Raw genomic sequence first — 20,357 nt, forward strand, 5'->3', positions numbered from 1 at the left:
GCTCGGTGTGAAGGCGGTGGAACGGCGTCTGCTGCGAATGGTGCCGCGGCGGGCGATGACGGTGCTGGGGGCGCTCGCCCTCGCGCAGGGTGTGCTGCTGGTGGTCCAGGCGGACCTTCTCGCGCGGGCGATCGCCGGTCTGGACGCGGGGTGGCTGGTGCCGCTGGCGTGCGTGGTCGCCGGCCGCGCGGCGCTGACGTGGGCGTCGGGCGGCATCGCGGCGCGTGGCGGTGCGGCGGTGAAGGCGCGGCTGCGCGCGGGCCTGCTCCGCGGCGGCGCGGGACGCGATGGCGGCATCACGGGCGATGGCGGTGCGGTGGGCGGTGCGGGGGCGCGGGTGACGTTGCTGACGCGCGGCCTGGACGCGATCGACCCGTTCTTCACCGGGTATCTGCCGCAGCTGCTGGTGGCGTGCCTGGTTCCGCCGCTGGTGCTGGCGCGGCTGGCGGTGGCGGACTGGCCGTCTGCGGTGGTGGTGGCGGTGACGGTTCCGCTGGTGCCGGTGTTCGGTGCGCTGGTGGGGCTGCGGACGGCGGCGCTGACCGGCCGGCAGTGGGCGCTGCTGGCACGCCTGGGCGGCCATTTCCGCGACGTGCTGGCGGGACTTTCGACGCTGCGGTCGTTCGGGCGCGCCGGTCACCAGTCGGGCGTGGTCCGCGACCTGGCCGACGAGCATCGCCGCGCGAGCGTGCGGGCGCTGAAGGTGGCGTTCCTGTCGTCGCTGGTGCTGGAGCTGGTGTGCGCGCTGTCGGTGGCCGTCGTCGCGGTCCCGGTCGGTTTGCGGCTGCTGAACGGTGACATGCCGCTGGTGACGGGTCTGCTGGTGCTGATCCTGGTGCCTGAGGCCTACCTCCCCCTGCGCGCATTGGGCGCCCGGTTCCACGCCTCGGCCGAGGGAGTCGCCGCAGCCGAACAAGCGTTCGAAGCCCTGGATGGTGAAGATGCCCCGGAACGCCCGGAAGCGGGGGTCGTCCTCCCCCACCGTGCGCCGGAGATCGTGCTGGAGGACGTCACCGTCCGCTACCCCGGCGCCGAGCACCCCGCGCTGGACCGGGTGTCGCTGCGGATCGCACCAGGTGAACGCGTCGCGGTCACCGGCCCGTCGGGCGCGGGCAAGTCGACGCTGCTGCTGGTGCTGGCCGGGCTCGTCGCCCCCGAATCGGGACGCGTCCTGGTGAACGGCGTGGACCTGGCCGACCTCGATGTGGCGGCGTGGCGGCGCGGCCTGGGATGGGTGCCGCAGCGCCCGCACCTGTTCGCCGCCTCCATCGCCGACAACATCGCGCTCGGCTCCCCCGACGCCACCCGCCCGCAGGTCGAGGACGCGGCGCGCGCCGCGGCGGCCGAGGACTTCATTCACGACCTGCCGGGCGGCTACGACACGGTCCTGGGCGAACGCGGCACGGGCCTGTCGGCCGGGCAGCGCCAGCGGCTCGCACTCGCCCGCGCCTACCTGACCGGCGCGCCGCTGATGCTGCTGGACGAACCGTCGGCGCGCCTGGACCTGCGCAGCGAGAACGCGCTCGTGCGGGCGGCCGGACGGCTGCTTGAGGACCGTACGGCGCTGATCGTGGCGCACCGGCCCGCGCTGGTGGCGCTGGCCGACCGGGTGGTGCGGATCGAGAACGGCCGCGCCGACACGAACCTGCGCAAGGAGGTCGCGGCGTGAGCGGGATCTGGAACGCGATCCGGCCGCACACCCCCCGCCTGGCCGCAGCCGCGCTGGCGTCGGCCGCGGCGGAGCTGTGCGGGCTGGGACTGGTCGCGGCGGCGGCGTGGCTGATCGCGCGCGCCGCGCAGCAGCCCGCCCTGGCGGCGCTGTCGGTGGCGATCGTGGCGGTACGGGCGTTCGCCGTCGCCAAGGGCACGCTGCGGTATGTGGAGCGGCTCGCCGGGCACGATGTCGCGCTGCGTGCGCTGACCGAGCTGCGCGGACGGGTGTTCGACGCGCTCGCCGCACGCCGCACCGGCGGCCCGCGTGACGGGGACGCCCTGACGCGGATGGTGTCGGACGTGGACGCCGTCCAGGACCTGCTGCTGCGCTGCGCCCTGCCCGCCATCGCCGCAGCCGCATGCGGCATCGCCGGCGTCGCGGTGGCCTTCACGGCGGTTCCGGCGTCGGCGGTCGTCGTCGCGGCGGGCCTGCTGGTCGCCGGGGCGGTCGTTCCGGCGCTGGTGTGGTGGCGCGGCGGGCAGGCCGCCGACCGCGCCGCGCAGGCCCGCGCGGAGCTGTCGACGCGGGCACTGGACGTGCTGGAGGGCGCGGACGACCTGGCCGTGTTCGGGGCGGCCGGCCGCTACCGGGACGCGGCCGAGTCCGCGTCGCGGCGGCTGGCGCGCGCCGAGGCGTCGGCGTCCCGGATCTCCATCGCGACCTCCGCCGCGGGCTTCGCCGTCCAGGGCGTGACGGCGATCGTCGCGGCGTGGGCGGCGATGCGGGCGGGCGCCGACGAGGTCGCGACCGCCGTGGTGGCGTTGTCGGCGCTGGTGGCGGTCGAGTCGGTGCTGCAGCTGGCGGGCGCGGCGCAGCGGCTGCGGGAGATCAGGCCCGCCTGCGCCCGCGTGTCCGCGCTCCTTGAGCAGGCGCCGCAGCGGCCGGTCGACGAAACCGTGGCCGCCGGTGGGCCGGTCGCGGTGGAACTGCTCGGCGTGCACGTGAACTACGGCGGCCGCACCGCGCTGGCCGGGATCGACCTGCGCGTGGAGCGGGGCCGCCGGGTCGCGATCGTCGGCGCCAGCGGCGCGGGCAAGAGCACCCTGCTCGCCGCCGTCGCCGGTGAAGTCGCCCTGGAGGCCGGGACGGTGACACCGGAATCGCATGGCGCCGTACGGGGCCTGATGCAGGACGCGCACGTGTTCACCGCCTCCATCCGCGCCAACCTCCTGGTCGCCCGCCCGGACGCGACCCCGCGGCAACTGGAGGCGGCGGCGCGGCGCGCCCGCTTCACCGACGTCGTGGACGCGCTGCCGGACGGGTGGGACACCGTCGTCGGGGACGGCGGCCGGGGAATGTCGGGAGGGCAGCGGCAGCGGCTCCTGCTGGCACGCGCCCTGCTGGCCGACCCGCCCGTGCTGCTGCTGGACGAGCCCACCGAGGCCCTGGACCCCGACGCGGCCGACGCGATCACCCGTGAGCTGCTGAACTCGCCCGGCGGCGGCACGCTGCTGCTGGTCACCCACCGTCTCGCCGCCCTCGACGCCGCCGACGAGGTCATCGTCATGGACCGCGGCCTCCTCGCGCAGCGCGGACACCACCGCGACCTGGTGGAGCGGCCCGGCCCGTACCGGGCTCTGTGGGAGGCCGAGCTGCTGACCGCGTAGGGTGCGGCGGAACGGTTCCCCCGGCCGGGAGGTGCGATGCCGCGTCCACGGGGCGGTGTCGCGGTCGCCGCCGCGGCCGCCGTGGTGTCGGTCGCCGCCGTCATCGCGGTGATCGGCCCCTCCTCCGCGCCGCCGCCGGGTGACTCTGCTCCCCCGGCGCGGGTGCTGTCGCGGTACGAGACGGCCGGTCCCCGCAACGCCATCATCCGCGACTGCGGATTCAGCGTCCCCGACCCCGCCGCGGCGGGACGCAGCCTGTGGCTGTTCTGCGACTCGGTGTGGAAGGGCACCACACCCGGGATGTGGCTCGGCTCGACCGCCGCGGCCGGCACGTACACGCCCGGGCGCGTACCGACGCGCCTCACCGAGATCCCCCAGCCGCCCATCCAGGCCGTACGCCCCGAAGGACCCCCGCAACCGTTGCTCGGCACACCACCGGGCCTGACGATCCCCGGCAGCGGCACACCGTGCACCGTTTCCGGGGTCGCCTACAGCGCGTCGTGGGTGGCGGGGGCCGCGCGCATCCCCGGCACCGCCGACCTGCTGCTCACCTACACCGACGTGTGCGTGAACGGGCAGACCATCACCCCCGAAGGGTTCGGCATCGCGCGGTACCGGCCCGCCACCAACACCCTCACGCAGCAGAAACGGCTGTTCTTCATCCCCGGCGGGCTGCCGTTCCAGCTGAATCTCGGGTCGCCGGTGTTCTGGCGCGGCCACCTGTACCTGTACGCCTACCGCTGCGACGTACCCGTCGCGGGCACCTGCCAGGGCGGGCGGGTCACCCTCGCGCGGGTGCCCGCCGACCCCGGCGCGTGGCAGAACCCGTCCGCCTACACCTACCGCGGCCCGTTCGGATGGACGCCCGACGCCTCACAGGCGCAGCCGGTCGTGCCCGGCGCCGCGCCGACAGGTGTGCACGTCGAGGACTTCGCCGCCGCCGGGAAGGGCCTGGTGCTGATCGAGCAGCCCGACATCGCCGGCAGCTACCGGATCTGGCAGGCGTCCACCCCCGAAGGGCCGTGGCGGGTCACGCGGACCGGGCGGATGCCGTGCGCGGGCGGCAGCGGCGTGGACCTGTGCCGCGCCTACATCGGTCATCCCGAGCTCAGCACCCGCGATGACCTGCTGATGTCGTACTACAACCCGGCCGAGCACCACCTCAGCGTCCGCGCCGTCCCCTGGTGAGCCGCGGTCTGCGGGCTCAGGCGGCGACTTCGACGACGCGGCCGAAGTCGGCGTGCTCCTCGCACCACACCCAGTCGCCGACCGCCGCGTGCGGGTCGCGGCGCCAGCCGGGGCAGCACGCGACCCGCACCCGCCGCAGCGGGTTCGGCTCGGCGCGGCGCGCCAGGCGCCGCGCGAGCTCGGGGTCGCGGCGCAGCCGGGCACGGGTGATCCGGGTGTTGCGGGACATGGTGATGCTCCTTGCGGGGTGTCTGGGATGGGTCTCTCCGGCAGGATTCGAACCTGCGGCGCCCGGCTTCGGAAGCCGGCGCTCTGTCCCCTGAGCTACGGAGAGAGGAAGACAAGGCCACAACGAAAAGGGCGGCCGTTCCGGAATCCGGAAGGGGCCGCCTTTGCCTCTGTCAGGCAGGGGTCAGGGGATCGCCCGTCCGGGACGCGTGTCGCGACGCCGTCGAGTGCTCATGTCCCGGATCCCTCCTACCTGCTTCTCGTGCTCGTGGTTTGCGTTCTGATCCTCAGGATGCCCGGGAGCCCGGCACGGTTTCAACGGATTTTCCGGTGTCGTAGGCGTCGCGGGCGGCCAGCACGTCGTCCATGTTGTCCTCGGCCCAGCCCTTCACCGCCGCGATCACCGGCAGCAGGCCCAGGCCGAGCGGCGTCAGCTCGTAGTCGACGCGGACCGGCACCGTCGGCGTCACCGTCCGCGACACCAGGCCGTCGCGTTCCAGGTTCCGCAGCGTCTGGGTGAGCATCTTCTGGCTGATGCTGGCGATCTGGCTCGCCAGCTGCCCGTACCGGCGCGGACCGCCCGCCAGCGCCGACACCACCAGCGTCACCCACTTGTCGCTGATGCGGTCCAGCAGCTGCCGCGCCGGGCAGTCGGCCAGGTAGGCGTCGTAGGCCGCACGTGCCTGCTCGCGCCGCTGCGCCGCGGTCCTGGTCGCCATGGCTCTCCTTCGCGAACGGTACGCACTTCCAGGTGCCTACTTACCGATGGAGAGTACCTCTCCGTAGGTTTGCGGACATCAACACCCCACAAACCACCACAAGCTAGGAGTCCCTTATGCGCGCCGTCATCGTCCGGGCCTTCGGCGGACCCGACGTCCTGGAACACCACGACGTCCCCACCCCAGACCCCGGGCCCGGGCAGGTCCGCATCCGCGTCCAGGCCGCCGCCGTCAACCCCGTCGACGCCGCCACCCGCACCGGAGACCTCACCCGCGCGGGCCTCATGGCCGAACGCTCCCCCATCGGCATCGGCTGGGACGCCGCCGGGACCATCGACGCCACCGGACCCGGCGTCACCGCGTTCGCGGCAGGCGACGCCGTCATCGGCCTGCGCGACCGCCTCGACGTCCCCCTCGGCGCCTACGCGCAACACCTCGTCCTCGACGCCGCCGCCGTCGCGCCCGCACCCGCCGGGGTCCCGCCCGAGCAGGCCGCCACCCTCCCCCTCAACGCCCTCACCGCATGGCAGTCCCTGGACACCCTCGACCTCCCGGAAGGTGCGACGCTGCTAGTCACCGGCGCGGCCGGAGCCCTCGGCGCCTACGCCGTCGAACTGGCCGCCCAGCGCGGCCTGCGCGTCGCCGCGACCGCCGCCGCAGCCGACGAGGCGTTCGTACGGGGCCTGGGCGCGACCTGGTTCGTGCCGCGCACCACCTCCGATCTGCCCGCCGACGTGCGGGCGCACGTGCCCGGCGGGGTCGACGGCGCGCTGGACGCCGCCGTGATCGGCGCCCGCGCGCTGGAGGCCGTCCGCAACCGCGGCGCGTTCGTGGCCGTCGTGGGCGGCGGCGCGCCCTTCCCGCTGCGCGGCACCCGCGTGACGAACGTGTGGATCAGCGCCGACGGCGACCAGCTCACCCAGATCTCAGAGCTCGCCGCCTCAGGACGTCTCACGATGCGCGTCGCCGACGTTCTCCCGCTCAAGGACGCCGCACACGCCCACCAGCGGCTGCAGGAGGGCGGCCTGCGCGGACGCCTGATCCTCACGCCGTGAACGTTCAGGCGTAGACGACAACGTTCAGGCGTAGACGACGCAGCCGCGCGCCTCCAGCGCCGCCACCAGGGCGGGTGGCGGCGTCAGGGGGTTCCAGCGCAGATCGAGCTTGTCCAGCGCCGGCAGCTCGGCGATCCAGCCGGGCAGGTCGCTCACCTGGTTGGCGCGCAGGTCCAGGTGCCGCAGCTCCGGCAGGTCCCGAACCTGTTCGGGGACGGCGGTCAGGTGGTTGGTGCGCAGGTTCAGCACCCGCAGCTCCCCCAACCCGGAGAGCGTGCCGGGCACGCCGGTGAGGTGGTTGGCCTCCACGTGCAGCTCCCGCAGCCCCGCCAGGGCGCCGATCGCGTCGGGGAGGGCGGTGAGGTGGTTGCCGGTCACCCGCAGGTCACGCAGCCGCGCCAGCCGCCCCACCTGCGCGGGCAACGCGGTCAGGGCGTTCCCGCCGACGTTGAGGTAGGCCAGTTCGACCAGGTCGCCGATGTCGGGAGGCAGCGAGTCGATGCGCATCCCGGCCGCGTACAGGTACCGCAGCCGCGTCAGCGCGCCCAGCCCGTCCGGCAGCGCCACGAAATCGTTGCGGCTCAGATCCAGGACCGTCAGGTGCGGCAGCGTGGCGACCGGCGGGAGGCCGGGCAGCCGGTTGCCGTCCACGTACAGCTCCCGCAGCGCCGTCAGCTCGGTCAGCCGCGCCGGTACGCGCGTGAGCTCGTTCTCCCCGACGTCCAGGACGCGCAGCCCGGGCACCTGCCACGCCTTGTCCGGCACGGCCGTCAGCCCGGTGCGCCGCAGCCGCACCTCGTCATCCACGGCCGCCACCCTACGGTGGATGCCATGACGGCGCTCATCCCCCGGCCACGCGGCGAACCCGCCGACGGCGTGGTGCACATCCCCGGCTGGCTGGACACCGACCGGCAGGCCGAACTGGTCGACGCGTGCCGCGAGTGGGCGCGGCCACCGGCGGGCATGCGGCACATCCGGCTGCCCGGCGGCGGCGTGATGTCGGTGCGGACGGTGTGCCTGGGCTGGCACTGGGAGCCCTACCGGTACGTGCGCGAGGTCGGCGGGGAGCCGGTCAAGCCGTTCCCGCCGCTGCTGACCGAGCTGGGACGCCGCGCCGTCACCGACTCCTACGGGCAGGACGGCGGCTACGCACCGGACGTCGCCCTGGTCAACTTCTACGACGACACCGCCAAGATGGGCCTGCACCAGGACCGCGACGAGCGCAGCATGGCCCCGGTGGTGTCGCTCAGCCTCGGCGACACCGGCGTGTTCCGGCTCGGCAACACCGCCGGCCGCGGCCGGCCCTGGACCGACCTGCACCTGGAGTCGGGCGACCTGCTGGTGTTCGGCGGCCCGTCGCGGCTGGTGTACCACGGCGTCACCAAGATCCTGCCCGGCACCGGTCCCGGCGGCATCGGCCTGGACGGCGGACGCCTCAACATCACTCTCCGCGAGTCCGGACTCCCCCGCAGCTGAGGGTTGTTGTCTTGTCGTCGGCTGCCAGCAGCCGCGAAGTGCCCTTCCCGCCTCAATCCTTGACAAAGTAAGGTTCAAGGATGGGTCGTGATCCCGACTACCTCGCCTACATCCGCTCCCACCGCGCGCAGTCCCCGCCGCCCGGCCGCAGGCGCCTCGCCGAGGTACGCGCGGCAGCCGTGCAGGAACTGGCGCGCCTCCCCCGCCCCGCCGTCGGCCACGTCAAAGACCTCACCATCGACGGACCCGCCGGTCCCCTCCCCGCACGCCTCTACCGGCCCGACGCCGCAGCCGCCCCGGCGCCGGGACTGGTGTTCTTCCACGGCGGCGGCTGGATCCTGGGCGACATGGAGTCCTACGACCCCGTCGCGCGCGCCCTCACCCTGGCCTGCGGCGTCGCGGTCGTGTCCGTGGACTACCGGCGTCCGCCCGAGGCGCCCTTCCCCGCCCCGGTCGACGACGCCACCGCCGCCTACACCTGGGTCCGGGAGAACGCCGCAGACCTCGGCCTTCACCCGGCACGGCTCGGCATCGCCGGAGACAGCGCAGGAGGGCAACTGGCCGCCGCGACATCCTGGCGCCTGCACACCACCCCGGCCGCGCCCGCCGCGCAGGTGCTCATCTACCCGGCCGTCGACCTGCGCGCCGTACCGCCGGACCTGCCCGACCCCGACGGGCTGCCGATCCCGCCCAACAGCCTCGACCGCGTCCTGGAGCTGTACCTGCACGACACCGACCGCACGCTGCCCGAGGTGTCACCGCTGCTGGCGCCCGACCTGACCGGCATGCCGCCCACCGTCATCGCCACCGCCGAGCACGACCGGCTGCGCCCCCAGGGCGAGGCGTACGCGGCGCGGCTGCGCGAGGCCGCCGTCCCCACCACGCTCGTCGCCGGAACGGGCCTGGACCACGGCTTCCTGGGCTGGGGCTCGTTCGCGCGCCGCCCCGCGCAGGTGATCGCCGAGCTCGGCGCCGCCGTCCACACCACCCTCACCTAGGACCCAGGGAAAGGCGCTCAGGCGCGGGCGAGCTCGTCGCGGAGCATGTCCAGGCCCATCGGCCCCAGGTCCAGCGCCGTGCGGTGGAAGTCCTTGAGGTCGAACGCGGCGCCGGCGCGGCCACGGGCCTCCTCGCGCAGCTCCAGCCACGCCTTCTCCCCCACCTTGTAGGCGATCGCCTGCGCGGGCCGCCCCAGGTAGCGGTCGATCTCGAACTGCAGCTGCGGCGCCAGGTCCGGGCCGCTGTGCAGCCCCAGGAACTCAAGGCCCAGCTGAGGCGTCCAGCGTTCACCCTCGTGGAAGCCGGTGCCCTTGGGAATCTCCAGCTCCAGGTGCATGCCGATGTCGACGATGACGCGGGCCGCGCGGAACTGCTGGCCGCCCGCCCACATCCCGAACCGGTGCCCGGGGTCGGCGTACAGGCCCAGCTCGTCCATCAGCCGCTCGGCGTACAACCCCCACCCCTCGCAGTGGCCGGGGAAGAACTCGCACGCGGTCCGCTGGAACCGGTTGAGGGTGGCGGTGTTGAACGTCGTCGTGCCCAGCTGCAGGTGATGGCCCGGGGCGCCCTCGTGGAACATCGTCGCCGGCACCGACCAGGTCACCACCTCCTCCTGCGCGCGGTCCAGCGACCACCACACCGTGCCCGGCCGCGAACCGTCCTCGGCGGGCGCCAGGTAGTAGATGCCCGAGGCGACCGGGGTGAGGCGGCAGTCGATGGTGCGCAGCCGCCGCGGGATGTCGAAGTGCACTCCGTCCAGGTCGGCCATCGCCCGCTCGGCCAGCTCCTGGATCCAGTCGCGAAACGCCTGCGCGCCCGGCAGCCGGTGCGCCGGGTCGGCGTCCAGCGCCGCACGCACCGCCGCGACGCCCTGCCCCGGCAGGACCTGCTCGGCGGCCGCCGCCATCTGCGCCTCGACCCGCGCCAGCTCCTCCCAGCCCCACTGGTAGGTCTCCGCAAGGTCCAGGTGGGTGCCCAGGAACTCCTGCACGCCCAGCCGGTACCGTTCGGCGCCCAGCGCGTCCTTGCCCGGCGCGTGCGGGGCCACCTCGGCGTCCAGGAACGCGGCGAACTCGGCCCAGGCACGTCCCGCCGCCTCCGCCGCCTTGCGCAGCGCACCGCCCAGCGGCCCCTCTCCCGCCCGCTCGGCGAGCCCGGTCAGGTAGGCCGGGACCTGGCGGCTCTCCTCGGCGTTCCCCACCACCTGGCGGCGCGCCGACACCCGCCCGTCCTCGCGTGCCCGCGCCAGGCTGACCTGCAGGCCCGACAGGGTGCCCGGCAGTGCCTCAAGGCGCCCCAGGACCGCGTCCCAGTCGGTGGCCGCACCGGTGTCCAGCACCTCGACCGCTTGGCGCAGCCGCTGCACCGGCCCGTCGGTGGTGTCCAGGAAGCTGTCGTTGACCTTGGCGTCCTCGAGCGCCAGCTCCACCCGCAGCCGCTCGCGCAGCACGCCCGCGGCGACCCGGTCGCGTTCACCCTCCACCGGCGTCGCCGCCAGCTCAGAGAGTGTCCGGCGCGACAGGTCGGCGCGCGCGGCGAAACCGTCCGGGGCGTAGTCGGTGAGGCGCGCGTCCTGCCCGGCGATCCCCATCATCGCCGCCCGGCACGGGTCCAGCGCGGCGAACTCGTCCACGTACCGGTCGGCGAGGTCATCCAGTGCGGTCATCACACCAGGCTAGACCGGCGGCGATCTTCACCGACACCCGAACGCGACCAGCGGGCTAGCGGGCCTCGGCGGCCAGCCGCAGCCCGAGACCGACCAGCACCACACCCGACACCTGGTCCAGGCGGCGCCGCACCGTGGGCCGGTTCATCAGCCGCCGCGCCGCCGACACCAGCCACACCACGCCGGTGTACCAGACCAGGTCGATCAGCGCCCACATCGCCGAGAACGCCAGCAGCATCCACAGCACCGGCGCGCCCTGCGGCACGAACTGCGGCAGGAACGACACCGCGAACACGCCCGCCTTGGGGTTGGCGAAGTTGGTGACCAGCCCCAGCCGGAAGCACCGCCACGGCGACCAGTCCGCCCGCACCTCCTCCGTGGCCGCATCGGCGGACGCCCCGGCCCCGGTCTCGGTCTGGTCGGCGCCGCGTTTGCGGGCCTGCCACAGCGCCTTGGCGCCGAAGTACACCAGAACGGCGGCGCCGATGATCCGCAGCGCGTCATAGGCGATCTGGGAGGCGGCCAGCAGCGCCGACAGGCCCACGGCCGCCGCCACGCCCCACACCAGCACGCCCGTCTCGTTCCCCAGCGTCGTCACCAGCCCCGCGCGGCGGCCCGACCGCATCGACTGGCGCATGATGACCACCGTGCTCGGACCCGGCGCCATCGCGATCAGGAACGCGGCGCCGACGAAAGCGATCAGGCTCTGCAGCATGCCCACACCCTCACCGACCGGCCCGCAGCGCCGCAACACCTTTCACAATGGACGCCCTGCCGACCGGGCCGTTCAGACGGGGCCGCCGCCTCCGCCGTCATCGCCACCGTCGTCGGGCGGAGTGCCCGGCGAGGACGGGACGGGCGTGGTCGGCGCCGGGCTCGGCCGCGGCACCCGGGTCGTTGGCGGCGGCGAGGGAGCGGGCTGGGTCGGCGTCGGCTCGGGCGGCGGCTTGGGCGGGTCCTTCACGTCCGGCTCGCAGGCGAACAGCACCAGCATCAGCAGCGCCACCACCGCCAGCACCGCCGCCAACGTCAAGATCGCGGCGACCAGGCCCTTCTCGCGGCGCTCAGGCGGCGCCTGCGGCACCTGCGGAGCGGGAGGCGCCTCCAGCGCCGGCCCGTCGGCTCCCAGCCAGTACGGCTGGAACTGCGGGCCGCGCCGCCGCCCCCACCTGCCACGGAACGAGCCCTCCAGCAGCACCGAGTCCAGGAACCGTTCCGCGCCCTGCCGGTCGGGCCGGTCGGAGTCATAGCGCACCGCCACCCACGGCGCCGGGCCCTCCGGCTGCGCCGCCACCACCGGCGACGGCCCCTCAACACCGAAATCGGGAGGATTGCCCGGACCCGGCAGCGCCGCGTTGATCGCCGCCCGGAACCGGTCCCGCGCCGCCGCGTCGGCCGCCGCGCCCCGGTTCAGCACCGCCACGCTCGCCCGCCCGCCGCCCGAGTCCTCGGCCATGTAGACGATCCCGGCCGGCGACTCCGACAGGCGCGCCGACAGCCGGTACGGCCCCAGATGGTCGGGGTCACCCGGTGGCAACGGCCTGGACATGGCCGCCACACTAACAACAGCGCCCCCCACGCGGATCACCCCACGGCCCCCGCGCGGCCCGTACTCCCAGGCGGTTCCCAGCCGCCTCACAGCTGATCGCGTGGGGATACCGAGCTAATGGGTAGATGTGATCACGTAGGGTCGAAAGGCGCCCTTGCCCGCACCGGAGGACAGTGAGGACTCCCTGATGACCGTCGCCACCCACGATGTCGACAAGGCCGCTGCGCTGCTGCAGCACACCGTGGCCGAGGTCAAGAAGGTCATCGTCGGCCAGGAGCACATGGTCGAGCGGATGGTCGTCGCCCTGCTCGCCAAGGGACACTGCCTGGTCGAAGGCGTCCCCGGCGTCGCCAAGACCCTGGCCGTGGGGACACTGGCCCAGGTCGTCGGAGGAAGCTTCGCCCGCCTGCAGTTCACCCCCGATCTGGTGCCCTCCGACATCGTCGGCACCCGCATCTACCACCCCTCCACCGAGCAGTTCGACGTCGAGCTCGGCCCGGTCTTCGTCAACTTCGTCCTCGCCGACGAGATCAACCGCGCGCCCGCCAAGGTCCAGTCGGCGCTGCTGGAGGTCATGGCCGAACGGCAGGTGTCACTGGGCGGCAAGACCTACCCGCTGCCCAAGCCGTTCATCGTGCTGGCCACCCAGAACCCCATCGAGTCCGAGGGCGTCTACCCCCTCCCCGAGGCCCAGCGCGACCGGTTCCTGATGAAGATCGACGTGCACTACCCCGGCGCGCACGAGGAACTGCAGATCCTGCAGCGCATGAGCGTCGACCCGCCCGAGGCCACCGAGGTCCTGGACACGGGCCAGCTGACCACCCTGCAGCGCGCCGCCGAAGAGGTCTCGGTCCACGAACTGGTCGCCGACTACATCGTCCGCCTGGTCATGGCCACCCGCGAACCCGACCAGTACCGGCTGCCCGACCTGCGCAAGGTCATCGAGATCGGCGCCAGCCCCCGCGCCACCCTCGGCCTGGTGTCGGCCGCCCGCGCCCTGGCGCTGCTGAACGGCCGCGACTACGTGCTGCCCGACGACGTGCGCGCCGTCGCCCGCGACGTCATGTCCCACCGCCTGGTCCTCACCTTCGACGCGGTCGCCGACGGCGTCGACACCGGCGAGGTCATCTCCCAGATCCTCGCCGCCGTACCGCCGCCCCGCGTGGTCTGGAACCAGGGAGTGGCGGTCGCCCGATGAGCTTCCCGCGCCGGGCCGGACGCGGCGGCAAGCTCGCCGAGCTCGCGCCCGAACGCACGCTGCGGCGCCTGGAGCTGTCGGTGACGCGGCGCCTGGACGGGCTGCTGAACGGCGAGCACCTGGGCCTCATCCCAGGACCCGGCACCGAACTGGCCGAGGCGCGCCTCTACCAGCCCGGCGAGGACGACGTCCGGCACATGGACTGGGCCGTCACCGCCCGCACCACCACCCCCCACGTCCGCGACCTCATCGCCGACCACGAACTGGAGGCCTGGGCGCTGGTGGACATCACCCCCAGCATGGACTTCGGCACCGGCGCCATGGTCAAACGCGACCTGGCCGTCGCCGCGCTCGCCGCCGTCGGGTTCCTCACCGTGCGCCTGGGCGACCGGGTCGGCGCCTACCTGCTGCGCCCCGACGGGCTGCAGCGCCGCCCCGCCCGCACCGGCAAGGCCGCCCTGTATGCCACCCTGCAGGCCGTCCTGGACGCACCGCCCGCACAGCCCGGCGACGCCGCCTTCGACGCGCCCACCCTGCCCGGCGCCATCACCTCCCTGGACCGCGGCCAGACCCGCCGCGGCCTGCGCGTCATCATCTCCGACTTCCTGGACCCCGCCCCCGACGACGACCCCGCGGCAGACCCCGCCGCACCGGCCGTCTCCGGCACCGACACCGGCCCGGCGTGGGAGCGGCCCCTGCGCCGCCTGGCGGCCCGCCACCAGGTTCTCGCCGTCGAGATCATCGACCCGCGCGAGCTGGACCTGCCCGACGTCGGCCTGGTCGAGATGACCGACCCCGAGACCGGCGCCGTCCACGAGATCGTGCTGTCCAAACGGGTCCGCCGCGAGTACGCCGCGGCCGCCGCCGCCCAGCGCGAACGCACCAGGGCCGCGCTGCGCCGCTGCGGCGTCCACCACCTGGTGCTGCGCACCGACCGCGACTGGATCGCCGACGTCGCCCGCTTCGCCCTGCGCCAGCGCCGCGCCGCCGGCCGCAGCCTCGGAGGGGTGCGCACATGACCTTCCTGTCGTCCGAACGGCTCTGGCTGATCGCGCTGCTGCCCGCGATCGCCGCGGTGTACGTGCTGCTGCAGATGCGCCGCGGCAACTACGCGGTCCGCTTCACCAACCTCGCGCTGCTGTCGCAGGTCGCGCCGAAACGGCCCGGATGGCGCCGGCACGTCGCAGCCGGGCTGTTCCTGGCGATGCTCGCGCTCATGATGCTCGGGTTCGCGCGGCCCGCCACCGCCGTGAAGGTGCCGCGCGACCGCGCCACCATCATGGTCGCCATCGACGTGTCGCTGTCGATGATGGCCAAGGACGTCGCGCCCGACCGGATCACCTCCGCCAAGGACGCCGCCAAGCGCTTCATCCACGACCTGCCCGGCCGCTTCAACGTCGGCGTGGTGTCCTTCGCCGGCAGCGCCAACGTCATCTCCGCGCCCTCGGCCGACCGGCAGGCCGCCGACAACGCCATCGACCAGCTCGTGCTGGCCAAGCGCACCGCCATCGGCGAGGCCGTGTTCACCTGCCTGCAGGCCGTCCGCTCCTTCGACTCCCAGGCCAGCCAGGACCCGCCGCCCGCCCACATCGTGCTGCTGTCCGACGGCGACAACACCACCGGCCGCACCGTCCAGGAGGCCATCGACGCCAGCCGCGCCGCGCACGTCCCGGTCTCCACCATCGCGTTCGGCACCCCGTATGGCACCGTCGACATCGAGGGCGAGACCACCAGCGTCTCGGTCAACAAGGAGACCCTGCGCAGCCTCGCCGAGAGCACCGACGGCAAGGCCTACGAGGCCGCCGACAGCACCCAGCTGTCGGAGGTCTACGCCAACATCGGCAGCTCGCTCGGCTGGAAGACCGAGCACCGCGACGTGTCCGCCCGCTTCATCGGCATCGCGCTGCTGTTCGCGCTCGCCGCCGGCGGCGCGTCCCTGGCCTGGTTCTCCCGCCTCCCCTAGGAGGCGCCGCCCTCAGGGGCGGTGTGCGCCTGATGGGCGGCCGTACGCGGCGGCAGGCACCCGCGCAGGTCCGGGGGCGTTCGCGGCGGCGCGGCGCGCAGCAGCAGGAACGCGACCGCCAGGCCGCACGAGGTCGCGAAGAAATGCCCCAGGTTCCACAGCGTGTGCAGCACGATCACCGGCAGCACGATGCCCACCAGCAGGCCCGCGATCCCCGCCAGCAGCCACCAGCCGCGCATCAGCAGCACCGCCGCCGCGCACCCGGCCACCATCACGTAGCTGACGCCGACGTCGGTGGTGATCGCCAGCCGCGCCGGGGCCCGGCCCGTCTCCAGCGCCCGCGTCTCCACCGCCGCCGTCAGCAGTGACCCCAGAACGTGCCCTGACAGCCCGATGACGATCATCCGGGGCGTGCCGTACAACCGCTCGCCCCAGGCCACCACCGTCACGTACAGCGCGATGTAGAGGATCAGGCCCGCGCCGCGGTCGGCCACCCACAGCATGCTGTCGAACAGCGACGACAGCGGCGCCCGCGCCAGGTTGCGCAGATTGGTGCTCTGCAGCGTCGTCAGCAGATCGATCAGCCGCGGCGGCGCACTGGTCTGCACCAGCGTCGACCCGGTGAACATCGCGACGTAGGTGAACGTCGCCGGCGCCGACAGCACCCACCCGTGCAGCCACCGCGTCCACGGCGACAGCCGATCCACCAGGCGGCCCGCCCAGCCGACCCGGCCGCTCAGCCCGCACAGCACGTACCAGGCGGCCACCGCCACCAGGCCCGCCAACAGACACCCTCTGGAGAACATCACGCCCCCGCGCGATCATCGGCTCGCCGCCGCAGTCCGCCCCACCCGCGGACTGCACCATCTCACCGCCCGGCGCCGCCACCGCGCAACGACACTCGCGCAACGGCACCCGTCCCGCGCTGATACGGTCGGCCGACGTGGGGGAACACTACTTCGCGTCCGACCCGGACGCCGCCAGCCGGCCGCAGACCGTCGACCTGGTGCTGCCCGACCTGCACCTGCGCCTGCGCACCGACCGCGGGGTGTTCTCACCCGACCGCGTCGACGCCGGCACCCGCGTGCTGCTGGACACCGTGCCCCCGCCGCCCGCCACCGGGAACCTGCTGGACATCGGCTGCGGCTACGGCCCCATCGCCCTCACCATGGCCACCCGCTCGCCGCAGGCGAGCGTTTTCGGCGTGGACGTGAACGCCCGCGCGCTCGACCTGGCGGCGGGCAATGCCACCACCGCCGGCCTTGACAACGTAAGGTTCAGTCTGGCGGACGAGCTCGACCCCGCCCTGACCTTCGCCGCGATCTGGTCCAACCCGCCGATCCGCATCGGCAAGGCCGCCCTGCACGACCTGCTGCTCACCTGGCTCCCCCGCCTGCAGCCCGGCGGCCTGGCCCACCTGGTCGTCCAGAAACACCTCGGCTCGGACTCCCTGCACCGCTGGCTCGACCAGCAGGGCTACCCCACCGAGCGCATCGCGTCCCGTTCCGCCTACCGCGTCCTCGCCGTCACCCGCACCGCCGTCACCCGCACCGAAGGCTCCGACTCATGACCCAGCCGCCCCGCAACCAGCCGCAGCCCCGCAAGCAGCTGCGCCCGACCGACGTCAAGCGGCTGAACCGCGACTGGCGGCGCCGCACCGAGGCGCGCCTGGGCCTGCTGGTGGAGTCGGTCACCCAGCCGTTCAACATGGGCTCGATCATCCGCAGCTCCGCGGTGTTCGGCGTCGAGCACCTGTGGCTGGCCGGCAACGCCATCGAGCCCGACCACCGCAACGTCAACAAGACCGCGCTCGGCACCGAGCGGCTGGTCGACTGGGAGCACGCCGGGACCGCCGCCGAGGCCGCCGCCGCCGTACGCAAGGAGGGCATGCGGCTGGTCGCGATCGAGCTCACCGGCGACGCCGTGCCGCTGCACGAGGCGCCCCTGGACGGCGACGTGTGCCTGGCGGTCGGCGGCGAGGACCACGGCTGCTCGGCCGCGCTGCTGGCCGCGGCCGACGCCGTCGCCTACATCCCGCAGATCGGCCGCGTCGGCTCCCTCAACGTCGCCGTCGCCACCGCCATCGCGCTCGCCGAGGCCCGCCGCCGCGAATGGGCCGCCGAACCGCCCACCGGCGACGCGCGTTAGCCGCCCGGCGTCGCCGGCGTCCGCTCGTCGGCGGAGCCCGTCAGAGCGTTCCGCCGACGCGGTACGTCACAGCGCAGAGCGGCTCATGAGCTCGGCGAACTCCTCCAACGAGATCTTGCCGTCGCGGTTGCCGTCGGCCGCGACCACGACCTCGATCGCCCGGGTCGAGGAGATCTCCTGGCCGAGCGCCCGCATCAGGTTCTCCAGCTCGGCGGGCGATATGTAGCCGTCACCGTCGACGTCCACCATCTCGAACGTCGCCTTGTACTCGTTCGCGTCTGCCATCGCTTGAGTCCCTTCGGTTCCTGGTAGCGCGAGGACGGTAGCACCGCCCACCGGCTTTACACAGTAAGGTCACCTGTGGTGGCGAAGCCCGCCATAATCGGGTGAGTGCCGCGCTCGTACGAATTCCTCGACCACCCGGGCCCGCTGGCGTTCGCCCACCGTGGCGGCGCCTCCGGCCGCCCGGAGAACTCCATGGCCGCCTTCCAGCGCGCGATCGACCTGGGCTACCGCTACCTGGAGACCGACGCCCACGCCACCGCCGACGGCGTCGTGGTCGCCTTCCACGACCGCACCCTGGACCGCGTCACCGACCGCGACGGCGTCATCTCCCGGCTGCCCTGGACCGAGGTCGCCAAGGCCCGCATCGCCGGCACCGAACCCGTCCCGCGCCTGGAGGACGTCCTGGGGTCCTGGCCCGACGCCCGCGTCAACATCGACCTCAAGGACGCGCCCGTCATCGGCCCCCTCGCCGAGACCCTGCACCGCACCCGCGCCTGGAACCGGGTGTGCATCACCTCCTTCTCCACCCGCCGCCTGGCCCAGATGCGCGCCCGCCTGCCCCTGTACACCGACCAGGACGTCTGCATGGCCCTCGGGCCGCGCGGCGTGATGGCCCTGCGCGCCAAGTCCTACGGAGGCCCCACCGGCAAGCTCGTCCGCCTGGCCGCCACCGGCGTCGCCTGCGCCCAGGTCCCCTACGGCCTGGGCCCGCTCCCCTTCGTCACCGAGGCGTTCATCGTCAAGGCGCACGAGCTCGGCCTGCAGGTGCACGCCTGGACCGTGAACGAGGCGCCCGTGATGGAACGCCTCCTGGACCTGGGCATCGACGGGATCATGTCCGACGAGCTCGTCACCCTCCGGCACGTCATGGCCGCCCGCGGCCTGTGGCCCCGCCCCACCCCGCTCCCCTAGGCCCGGATGACCCTCGCCGCCACCGCTCCCCCGCGTTCCGCCGCGCGCCCCTCCGACCGCCGCGTGATCGTCACGGTCGTCGGGGTCCAGCTCGCCGCGTGCCTGGGCTACTTCTCGGTGATGGCGCACCTGGTCGCCCACCTCAAGCACGACCTGGGCCTGATGGCGGGCACGATCGGGCTGGTCCTGGGCATCCGCACCGGGCTGCAGTTCGGGCTCCTGCTGCCGGTCGGCGCGATCACCGACGTGCTCGGCGCGCGCCGCACCGGCTCGATCGCCTGCGTGGTGCGGGCCGGCGGGTTCGGGCTGCTGGGCCTGGCGAACGGGGTCGGGACGCTGCTGGCGGCGGCCGTGCTGATCGCCGTCGGCGGCGCGCTCACCAACCCCGCCGCCCAGAGCCTGCTCGCCGGGGTCTCCCCCGAGCACCGCTCGCGGGGATTCGCCGCGTTCGTCGCCGCCCAGCACGTCGCGACCGTCGCGGGCCCGCCGATCGGCCTGGCGCTGCTGGCCCTGGGGCCCGGGTTCGCGCTGCTGTCGGGCGCGTCCGCCGCCCTCTGGCTGGTCTGCGGGGGACTGTTCCTGCTCGTGCCCAGGACCGTGACCGAGCCCGCGCGGCTGCGCGGCGCCGCCCAGGGCGCCCTCACCGGCCTGAAGGCGGTGCTCGCCGACCGCGGGTTCATGCTGTTCGCCATCGCGGTCGCGCCGACCACGCTGCTGGCCAACCACATCATGACCGCCGTGCCGCTGCTGGGCTTCGGGTCGGCCGTCGCGACCGTGGCGTTCTCGGTCCTGGCCGCGATCGCGGCCGCCGCCCAGCCGTTCGTCGCCGCAGGCCACCGGGGCGAGCGGCCCTGGGTACTGCGGGCGGGGCTGGTGTGCGCCGCCGCCGCGTTCTTCGTGCTCGCGCCGCTGGACGGCGCCCAGACCTGGCCGCTGATGGTCGCGGCGGTGCTGAACGGCGTCTCCAACGGCCTGATCCAGCCGTCGATCTTCCAGCGGGCCGCCCGGCACGCACCGCCCGAGCGCTTCGGGTCCTACTACGGCGTCATGGCGGGTCTGGCCGGGGTGTTCTCCTTCGCCGCCGAGCTGATCATCGGGCGGCTCTTCGATCTGGGGTCCGGCGGCGCCCTCGCCGCCCTCACGGCGGTGGGCGCGTTCGCGCTGGCCGCCGCGTTCACCGTCCGAGGCCCCTGACCGCCAGGCGCCTCTCGAGCCGCTCAGGGTCGTGCTGGCCGTACTGGCCCCGGCGGGCTACCTGATCCCGGTCAGCGGCCGAAGCCGGGGCGCTGCGGCCCGCCCGGGCGGTACTCGGCCGCGATGCGCATCGGCTGCGTCTGCGGCCGGGAGATCCCGGACTGCTCCTCGGGGACCGCCGAGCCGATCTGCGTCACATCGATCCGCCCGGACTTCACCTGCTCCAGCAGTTCCAGGTCCTCGGGCGACACGAGCGCGGCCATCACCCGGCCGCGGCGCTTGAGGATCACGGGCTCGCCGGTGTAGGCGACCCGGTTGACCAAATCCGCGAACTGGGCTCGAGCTTCCGTCACCGGCACATCCACGAGATTCATCGTATAGCGAACCTCCCTCGCCTTCACTTTTCTCGAACTGTACGTTTGGTACCGAGCGTACAGACCGAAGGGAAGTGCAACG

The 20,357-nt window shown here is 73.9% G+C and carries 22 protein-coding genes and 1 tRNA gene; 13 read left to right on the forward strand and 10 right to left on the reverse strand.

Going from position 1 to position 20,357, the window contains the following annotated elements; translation table 11 throughout:
* Positions 1-7: 7 nt before the first annotated feature.
* From cydD to J4573_RS47135, 3 genes are read left to right on the forward strand one after another with little or no spacing between them, the layout of a single operon-like run.
* The gene (gene cydD / locus J4573_RS47125; RefSeq protein WP_208262952.1) at positions 8-1,669 is read left to right on the forward strand and encodes a thiol reductant ABC exporter subunit CydD; all 1,662 of its coding nucleotides are present in this window, start codon (positions 8-10) and stop codon (positions 1,667-1,669) included.
* Positions 1,666-3,321 (forward strand): thiol reductant ABC exporter subunit CydC, encoded by a 1,656-nt coding sequence (cydC, locus tag J4573_RS47130; protein WP_208262953.1) that lies wholly within the window; start codon positions 1,666-1,668, stop codon positions 3,319-3,321. Before cydD ends, cydC begins: the two co-directional genes overlap by 4 nt.
* 36 nt (positions 3,322-3,357) lie before the next feature.
* Positions 3,358-4,509 carry a glycoside hydrolase family 183 protein gene (locus J4573_RS47135; RefSeq protein WP_208262954.1) on the forward strand — a complete coding sequence of 384 codons (1,152 nt, stop codon included), beginning with the start codon at positions 3,358-3,360 and terminating at the stop codon, positions 4,507-4,509.
* A gap of 16 nt (positions 4,510-4,525) precedes the next feature.
* On the opposite strand, the gene J4573_RS47140 is transcribed toward J4573_RS47135, so the two are convergent.
* The 3 genes from J4573_RS47140 to J4573_RS47150 all read right to left on the reverse strand — a co-directional run bounded on the left by J4573_RS47140 (position 4,526) and on the right by J4573_RS47150 (position 5,456).
* Complete coding sequence (locus J4573_RS47140) at positions 4,526-4,738, reverse strand: hypothetical protein (protein ID WP_208262955.1); 213 nt, start codon at positions 4,736-4,738, stop codon at positions 4,526-4,528.
* Between the two features lie 32 nt (positions 4,739-4,770).
* Positions 4,771-4,843 (reverse strand) — tRNA-Arg (locus tag J4573_RS47145).
* Between the two features lie 181 nt (positions 4,844-5,024).
* Positions 5,025-5,456 (reverse strand): winged helix-turn-helix transcriptional regulator, encoded by a 432-nt coding sequence (locus tag J4573_RS47150; RefSeq protein WP_208262956.1) that lies wholly within the window; start codon positions 5,454-5,456, stop codon positions 5,025-5,027.
* A 116-nt stretch (positions 5,457-5,572) separates the two neighbouring features.
* Between J4573_RS47150 and J4573_RS47155 the strand changes: the two genes are divergently transcribed.
* On the forward strand, positions 5,573-6,511 hold the full coding sequence (locus tag J4573_RS47155) for an NADP-dependent oxidoreductase (RefSeq protein ID WP_208262957.1): 939 nt from the start codon (positions 5,573-5,575) through the stop codon (positions 6,509-6,511).
* 24 nt (positions 6,512-6,535) lie between these two features.
* Here J4573_RS47155 and J4573_RS47160 read toward each other — a convergent pair whose 3' ends face one another.
* Positions 6,536-7,318: a leucine-rich repeat domain-containing protein gene (locus J4573_RS47160; protein WP_208262958.1), complete on the reverse strand. Its 783-nt coding sequence runs from the start codon at positions 7,316-7,318 to the stop codon at positions 6,536-6,538.
* A gap of 24 nt (positions 7,319-7,342) precedes the next feature.
* On the opposite strand from J4573_RS47160, the gene J4573_RS47165 reads away from it, so the two are divergent.
* The gene (locus J4573_RS47165; RefSeq protein WP_208262959.1) at positions 7,343-7,987 is read left to right on the forward strand and encodes an alpha-ketoglutarate-dependent dioxygenase AlkB family protein; all 645 of its coding nucleotides are present in this window, start codon (positions 7,343-7,345) and stop codon (positions 7,985-7,987) included.
* A gap of 80 nt (positions 7,988-8,067) precedes the next feature.
* On the forward strand, positions 8,068-8,985 hold the full coding sequence (locus J4573_RS47170) for an alpha/beta hydrolase (protein ID WP_208262960.1): 918 nt from the start codon (positions 8,068-8,070) through the stop codon (positions 8,983-8,985).
* Positions 8,986-9,002: 17 nt separating this feature from the next.
* Here J4573_RS47170 and J4573_RS47175 read toward each other — a convergent pair whose 3' ends face one another.
* The 3 genes from J4573_RS47175 to J4573_RS47185 all read right to left on the reverse strand — a co-directional run bounded on the left by J4573_RS47175 (position 9,003) and on the right by J4573_RS47185 (position 12,201).
* Positions 9,003-10,652: a DUF885 domain-containing protein gene (locus J4573_RS47175; protein WP_208262961.1), complete on the reverse strand. Its 1,650-nt coding sequence runs from the start codon at positions 10,650-10,652 to the stop codon at positions 9,003-9,005.
* A 55-nt stretch (positions 10,653-10,707) separates the two neighbouring features.
* Complete coding sequence (locus J4573_RS47180; protein WP_208262962.1) at positions 10,708-11,367, reverse strand: LysE family translocator; 660 nt, start codon at positions 11,365-11,367, stop codon at positions 10,708-10,710.
* A gap of 72 nt (positions 11,368-11,439) precedes the next feature.
* The gene (locus tag J4573_RS47185; protein WP_208262963.1) at positions 11,440-12,201 is read right to left on the reverse strand and encodes a hypothetical protein; all 762 of its coding nucleotides are present in this window, start codon (positions 12,199-12,201) and stop codon (positions 11,440-11,442) included.
* A 187-nt stretch (positions 12,202-12,388) separates the two neighbouring features.
* Between J4573_RS47185 and J4573_RS47190 the strand changes: the two genes are divergently transcribed.
* The 3 genes from J4573_RS47190 to J4573_RS47200 are packed head-to-tail and all read left to right on the forward strand — an operon-like array spanning position 12,389 to position 15,362.
* Positions 12,389-13,399, forward strand: coding sequence for an AAA family ATPase (locus tag J4573_RS47190; protein WP_208262964.1), 1,011 nt, complete (start codon positions 12,389-12,391; stop codon positions 13,397-13,399).
* Positions 13,396-14,418, forward strand: a complete 1,023-nt coding sequence (locus tag J4573_RS47195; protein WP_208262965.1) for a DUF58 domain-containing protein — start codon at positions 13,396-13,398, stop codon at positions 14,416-14,418. The genes J4573_RS47190 and J4573_RS47195 overlap by 4 nt, the downstream gene beginning before the upstream one ends.
* The gene (locus tag J4573_RS47200) at positions 14,415-15,362 is read left to right on the forward strand and encodes a VWA domain-containing protein (protein WP_208262966.1); all 948 of its coding nucleotides are present in this window, start codon (positions 14,415-14,417) and stop codon (positions 15,360-15,362) included. The genes J4573_RS47195 and J4573_RS47200 overlap by 4 nt, the downstream gene beginning before the upstream one ends.
* Here J4573_RS47200 and J4573_RS47205 read toward each other — a convergent pair.
* A complete protein-coding gene (locus tag J4573_RS47205; protein WP_208262967.1) occupies positions 15,359-16,147 on the reverse strand; it encodes a rhomboid-like protein in 789 nt (262 codons plus the stop codon). The genes J4573_RS47200 and J4573_RS47205 overlap by 4 nt on opposite strands.
* Positions 16,148-16,305: 158 nt before the next feature.
* Here J4573_RS47205 and J4573_RS47210 point away from each other — a divergent pair, with 158 nt between their 5' ends.
* Together J4573_RS47210 and J4573_RS47215 are read left to right on the forward strand one after the other, a co-directional pair.
* Positions 16,306-16,932, forward strand: coding sequence for a class I SAM-dependent methyltransferase (locus tag J4573_RS47210; protein ID WP_208262968.1), 627 nt, complete (start codon positions 16,306-16,308; stop codon positions 16,930-16,932).
* The gene (locus J4573_RS47215) at positions 16,929-17,510 is read left to right on the forward strand and encodes a TrmH family RNA methyltransferase (RefSeq protein ID WP_208262969.1); all 582 of its coding nucleotides are present in this window, start codon (positions 16,929-16,931) and stop codon (positions 17,508-17,510) included. The genes J4573_RS47210 and J4573_RS47215 overlap by 4 nt, the downstream gene beginning before the upstream one ends.
* Positions 17,511-17,576: 66 nt before the next feature.
* On the opposite strand, the gene J4573_RS47220 is transcribed toward J4573_RS47215, so the two are convergent.
* Complete coding sequence (locus J4573_RS47220) at positions 17,577-17,795, reverse strand: EF-hand domain-containing protein (protein WP_208262970.1); 219 nt, start codon at positions 17,793-17,795, stop codon at positions 17,577-17,579.
* A 105-nt stretch (positions 17,796-17,900) separates the two neighbouring features.
* On the opposite strand from J4573_RS47220, the gene J4573_RS47225 reads away from it, so the two are divergent.
* Both J4573_RS47225 and J4573_RS47230 read left to right on the forward strand, forming a co-directional pair.
* Entirely contained in the window at positions 17,901-18,707 is an 807-nt protein-coding gene (locus tag J4573_RS47225) for a glycerophosphodiester phosphodiesterase family protein (protein WP_208262971.1), read from the forward strand.
* A gap of 6 nt (positions 18,708-18,713) precedes the next feature.
* Complete coding sequence (locus J4573_RS47230; protein WP_208262972.1) at positions 18,714-19,901, forward strand: MFS transporter; 1,188 nt, start codon at positions 18,714-18,716, stop codon at positions 19,899-19,901.
* A gap of 71 nt (positions 19,902-19,972) precedes the next feature.
* Here J4573_RS47230 and J4573_RS47235 read toward each other — a convergent pair whose 3' ends face one another.
* Positions 19,973-20,254, reverse strand: a complete 282-nt coding sequence (locus tag J4573_RS47235; protein WP_307797491.1) for a type II toxin-antitoxin system Phd/YefM family antitoxin — start codon at positions 20,252-20,254, stop codon at positions 19,973-19,975.
* Between the last annotated feature and the right edge of the window lie 103 nt (positions 20,255-20,357).

This window comes from Actinomadura barringtoniae (assembly GCF_017573505.1).
GTDB classification, from domain to species: Bacteria; Actinomycetota; Actinomycetes; order Streptosporangiales; family Streptosporangiaceae; genus Spirillospora; species Spirillospora barringtoniae.

What these genes read in the sequence shown, in the direction of transcription:
- J4573_RS47135 (WP_208262954.1), top strand. Translation starts at nt 3,358, where the DNA reads ATGCCGCGTCCACGGGGCGGTGTCGCGGTCGCCGCCGCGGCCGCCGTG.
- J4573_RS47170 (WP_208262960.1), top strand. Translation starts at nt 8,068, where the DNA reads ATGGGTCGTGATCCCGACTACCTCGCCTACATCCGCTCCCACCGCGCG.
- J4573_RS47155 (WP_208262957.1), top strand. Translation starts at nt 5,573, where the DNA reads ATGCGCGCCGTCATCGTCCGGGCCTTCGGCGGACCCGACGTCCTGGAA.
- J4573_RS47140 (WP_208262955.1), bottom strand. Translation starts at nt 4,738, where the DNA reads ATGTCCCGCAACACCCGGATCACCCGTGCCCGGCTGCGCCGCGACCCC.
- J4573_RS47165 (WP_208262959.1), top strand. Translation starts at nt 7,343, where the DNA reads ATGACGGCGCTCATCCCCCGGCCACGCGGCGAACCCGCCGACGGCGTG.
- J4573_RS47190 (WP_208262964.1), top strand. Translation starts at nt 12,389, where the DNA reads ATGACCGTCGCCACCCACGATGTCGACAAGGCCGCTGCGCTGCTGCAG.
- J4573_RS47175 (WP_208262961.1), bottom strand. Translation starts at nt 10,652, where the DNA reads ATGACCGCACTGGATGACCTCGCCGACCGGTACGTGGACGAGTTCGCC.
- J4573_RS47200 (WP_208262966.1), top strand. Translation starts at nt 14,415, where the DNA reads ATGACCTTCCTGTCGTCCGAACGGCTCTGGCTGATCGCGCTGCTGCCC.
- J4573_RS47150 (WP_208262956.1), bottom strand. Translation starts at nt 5,456, where the DNA reads ATGGCGACCAGGACCGCGGCGCAGCGGCGCGAGCAGGCACGTGCGGCC.
- J4573_RS47195 (WP_208262965.1), top strand. Translation starts at nt 13,396, where the DNA reads ATGAGCTTCCCGCGCCGGGCCGGACGCGGCGGCAAGCTCGCCGAGCTC.
- J4573_RS47215 (WP_208262969.1), top strand. Translation starts at nt 16,929, where the DNA reads ATGACCCAGCCGCCCCGCAACCAGCCGCAGCCCCGCAAGCAGCTGCGC.
- J4573_RS47180 (WP_208262962.1), bottom strand. Translation starts at nt 11,367, where the DNA reads ATGCTGCAGAGCCTGATCGCTTTCGTCGGCGCCGCGTTCCTGATCGCG.
- J4573_RS47230 (WP_208262972.1), top strand. Translation starts at nt 18,714, where the DNA reads ATGACCCTCGCCGCCACCGCTCCCCCGCGTTCCGCCGCGCGCCCCTCC.
- J4573_RS47220 (WP_208262970.1), bottom strand. Translation starts at nt 17,795, where the DNA reads ATGGCAGACGCGAACGAGTACAAGGCGACGTTCGAGATGGTGGACGTC.
- J4573_RS47185 (WP_208262963.1), bottom strand. Translation starts at nt 12,201, where the DNA reads ATGTCCAGGCCGTTGCCACCGGGTGACCCCGACCATCTGGGGCCGTAC.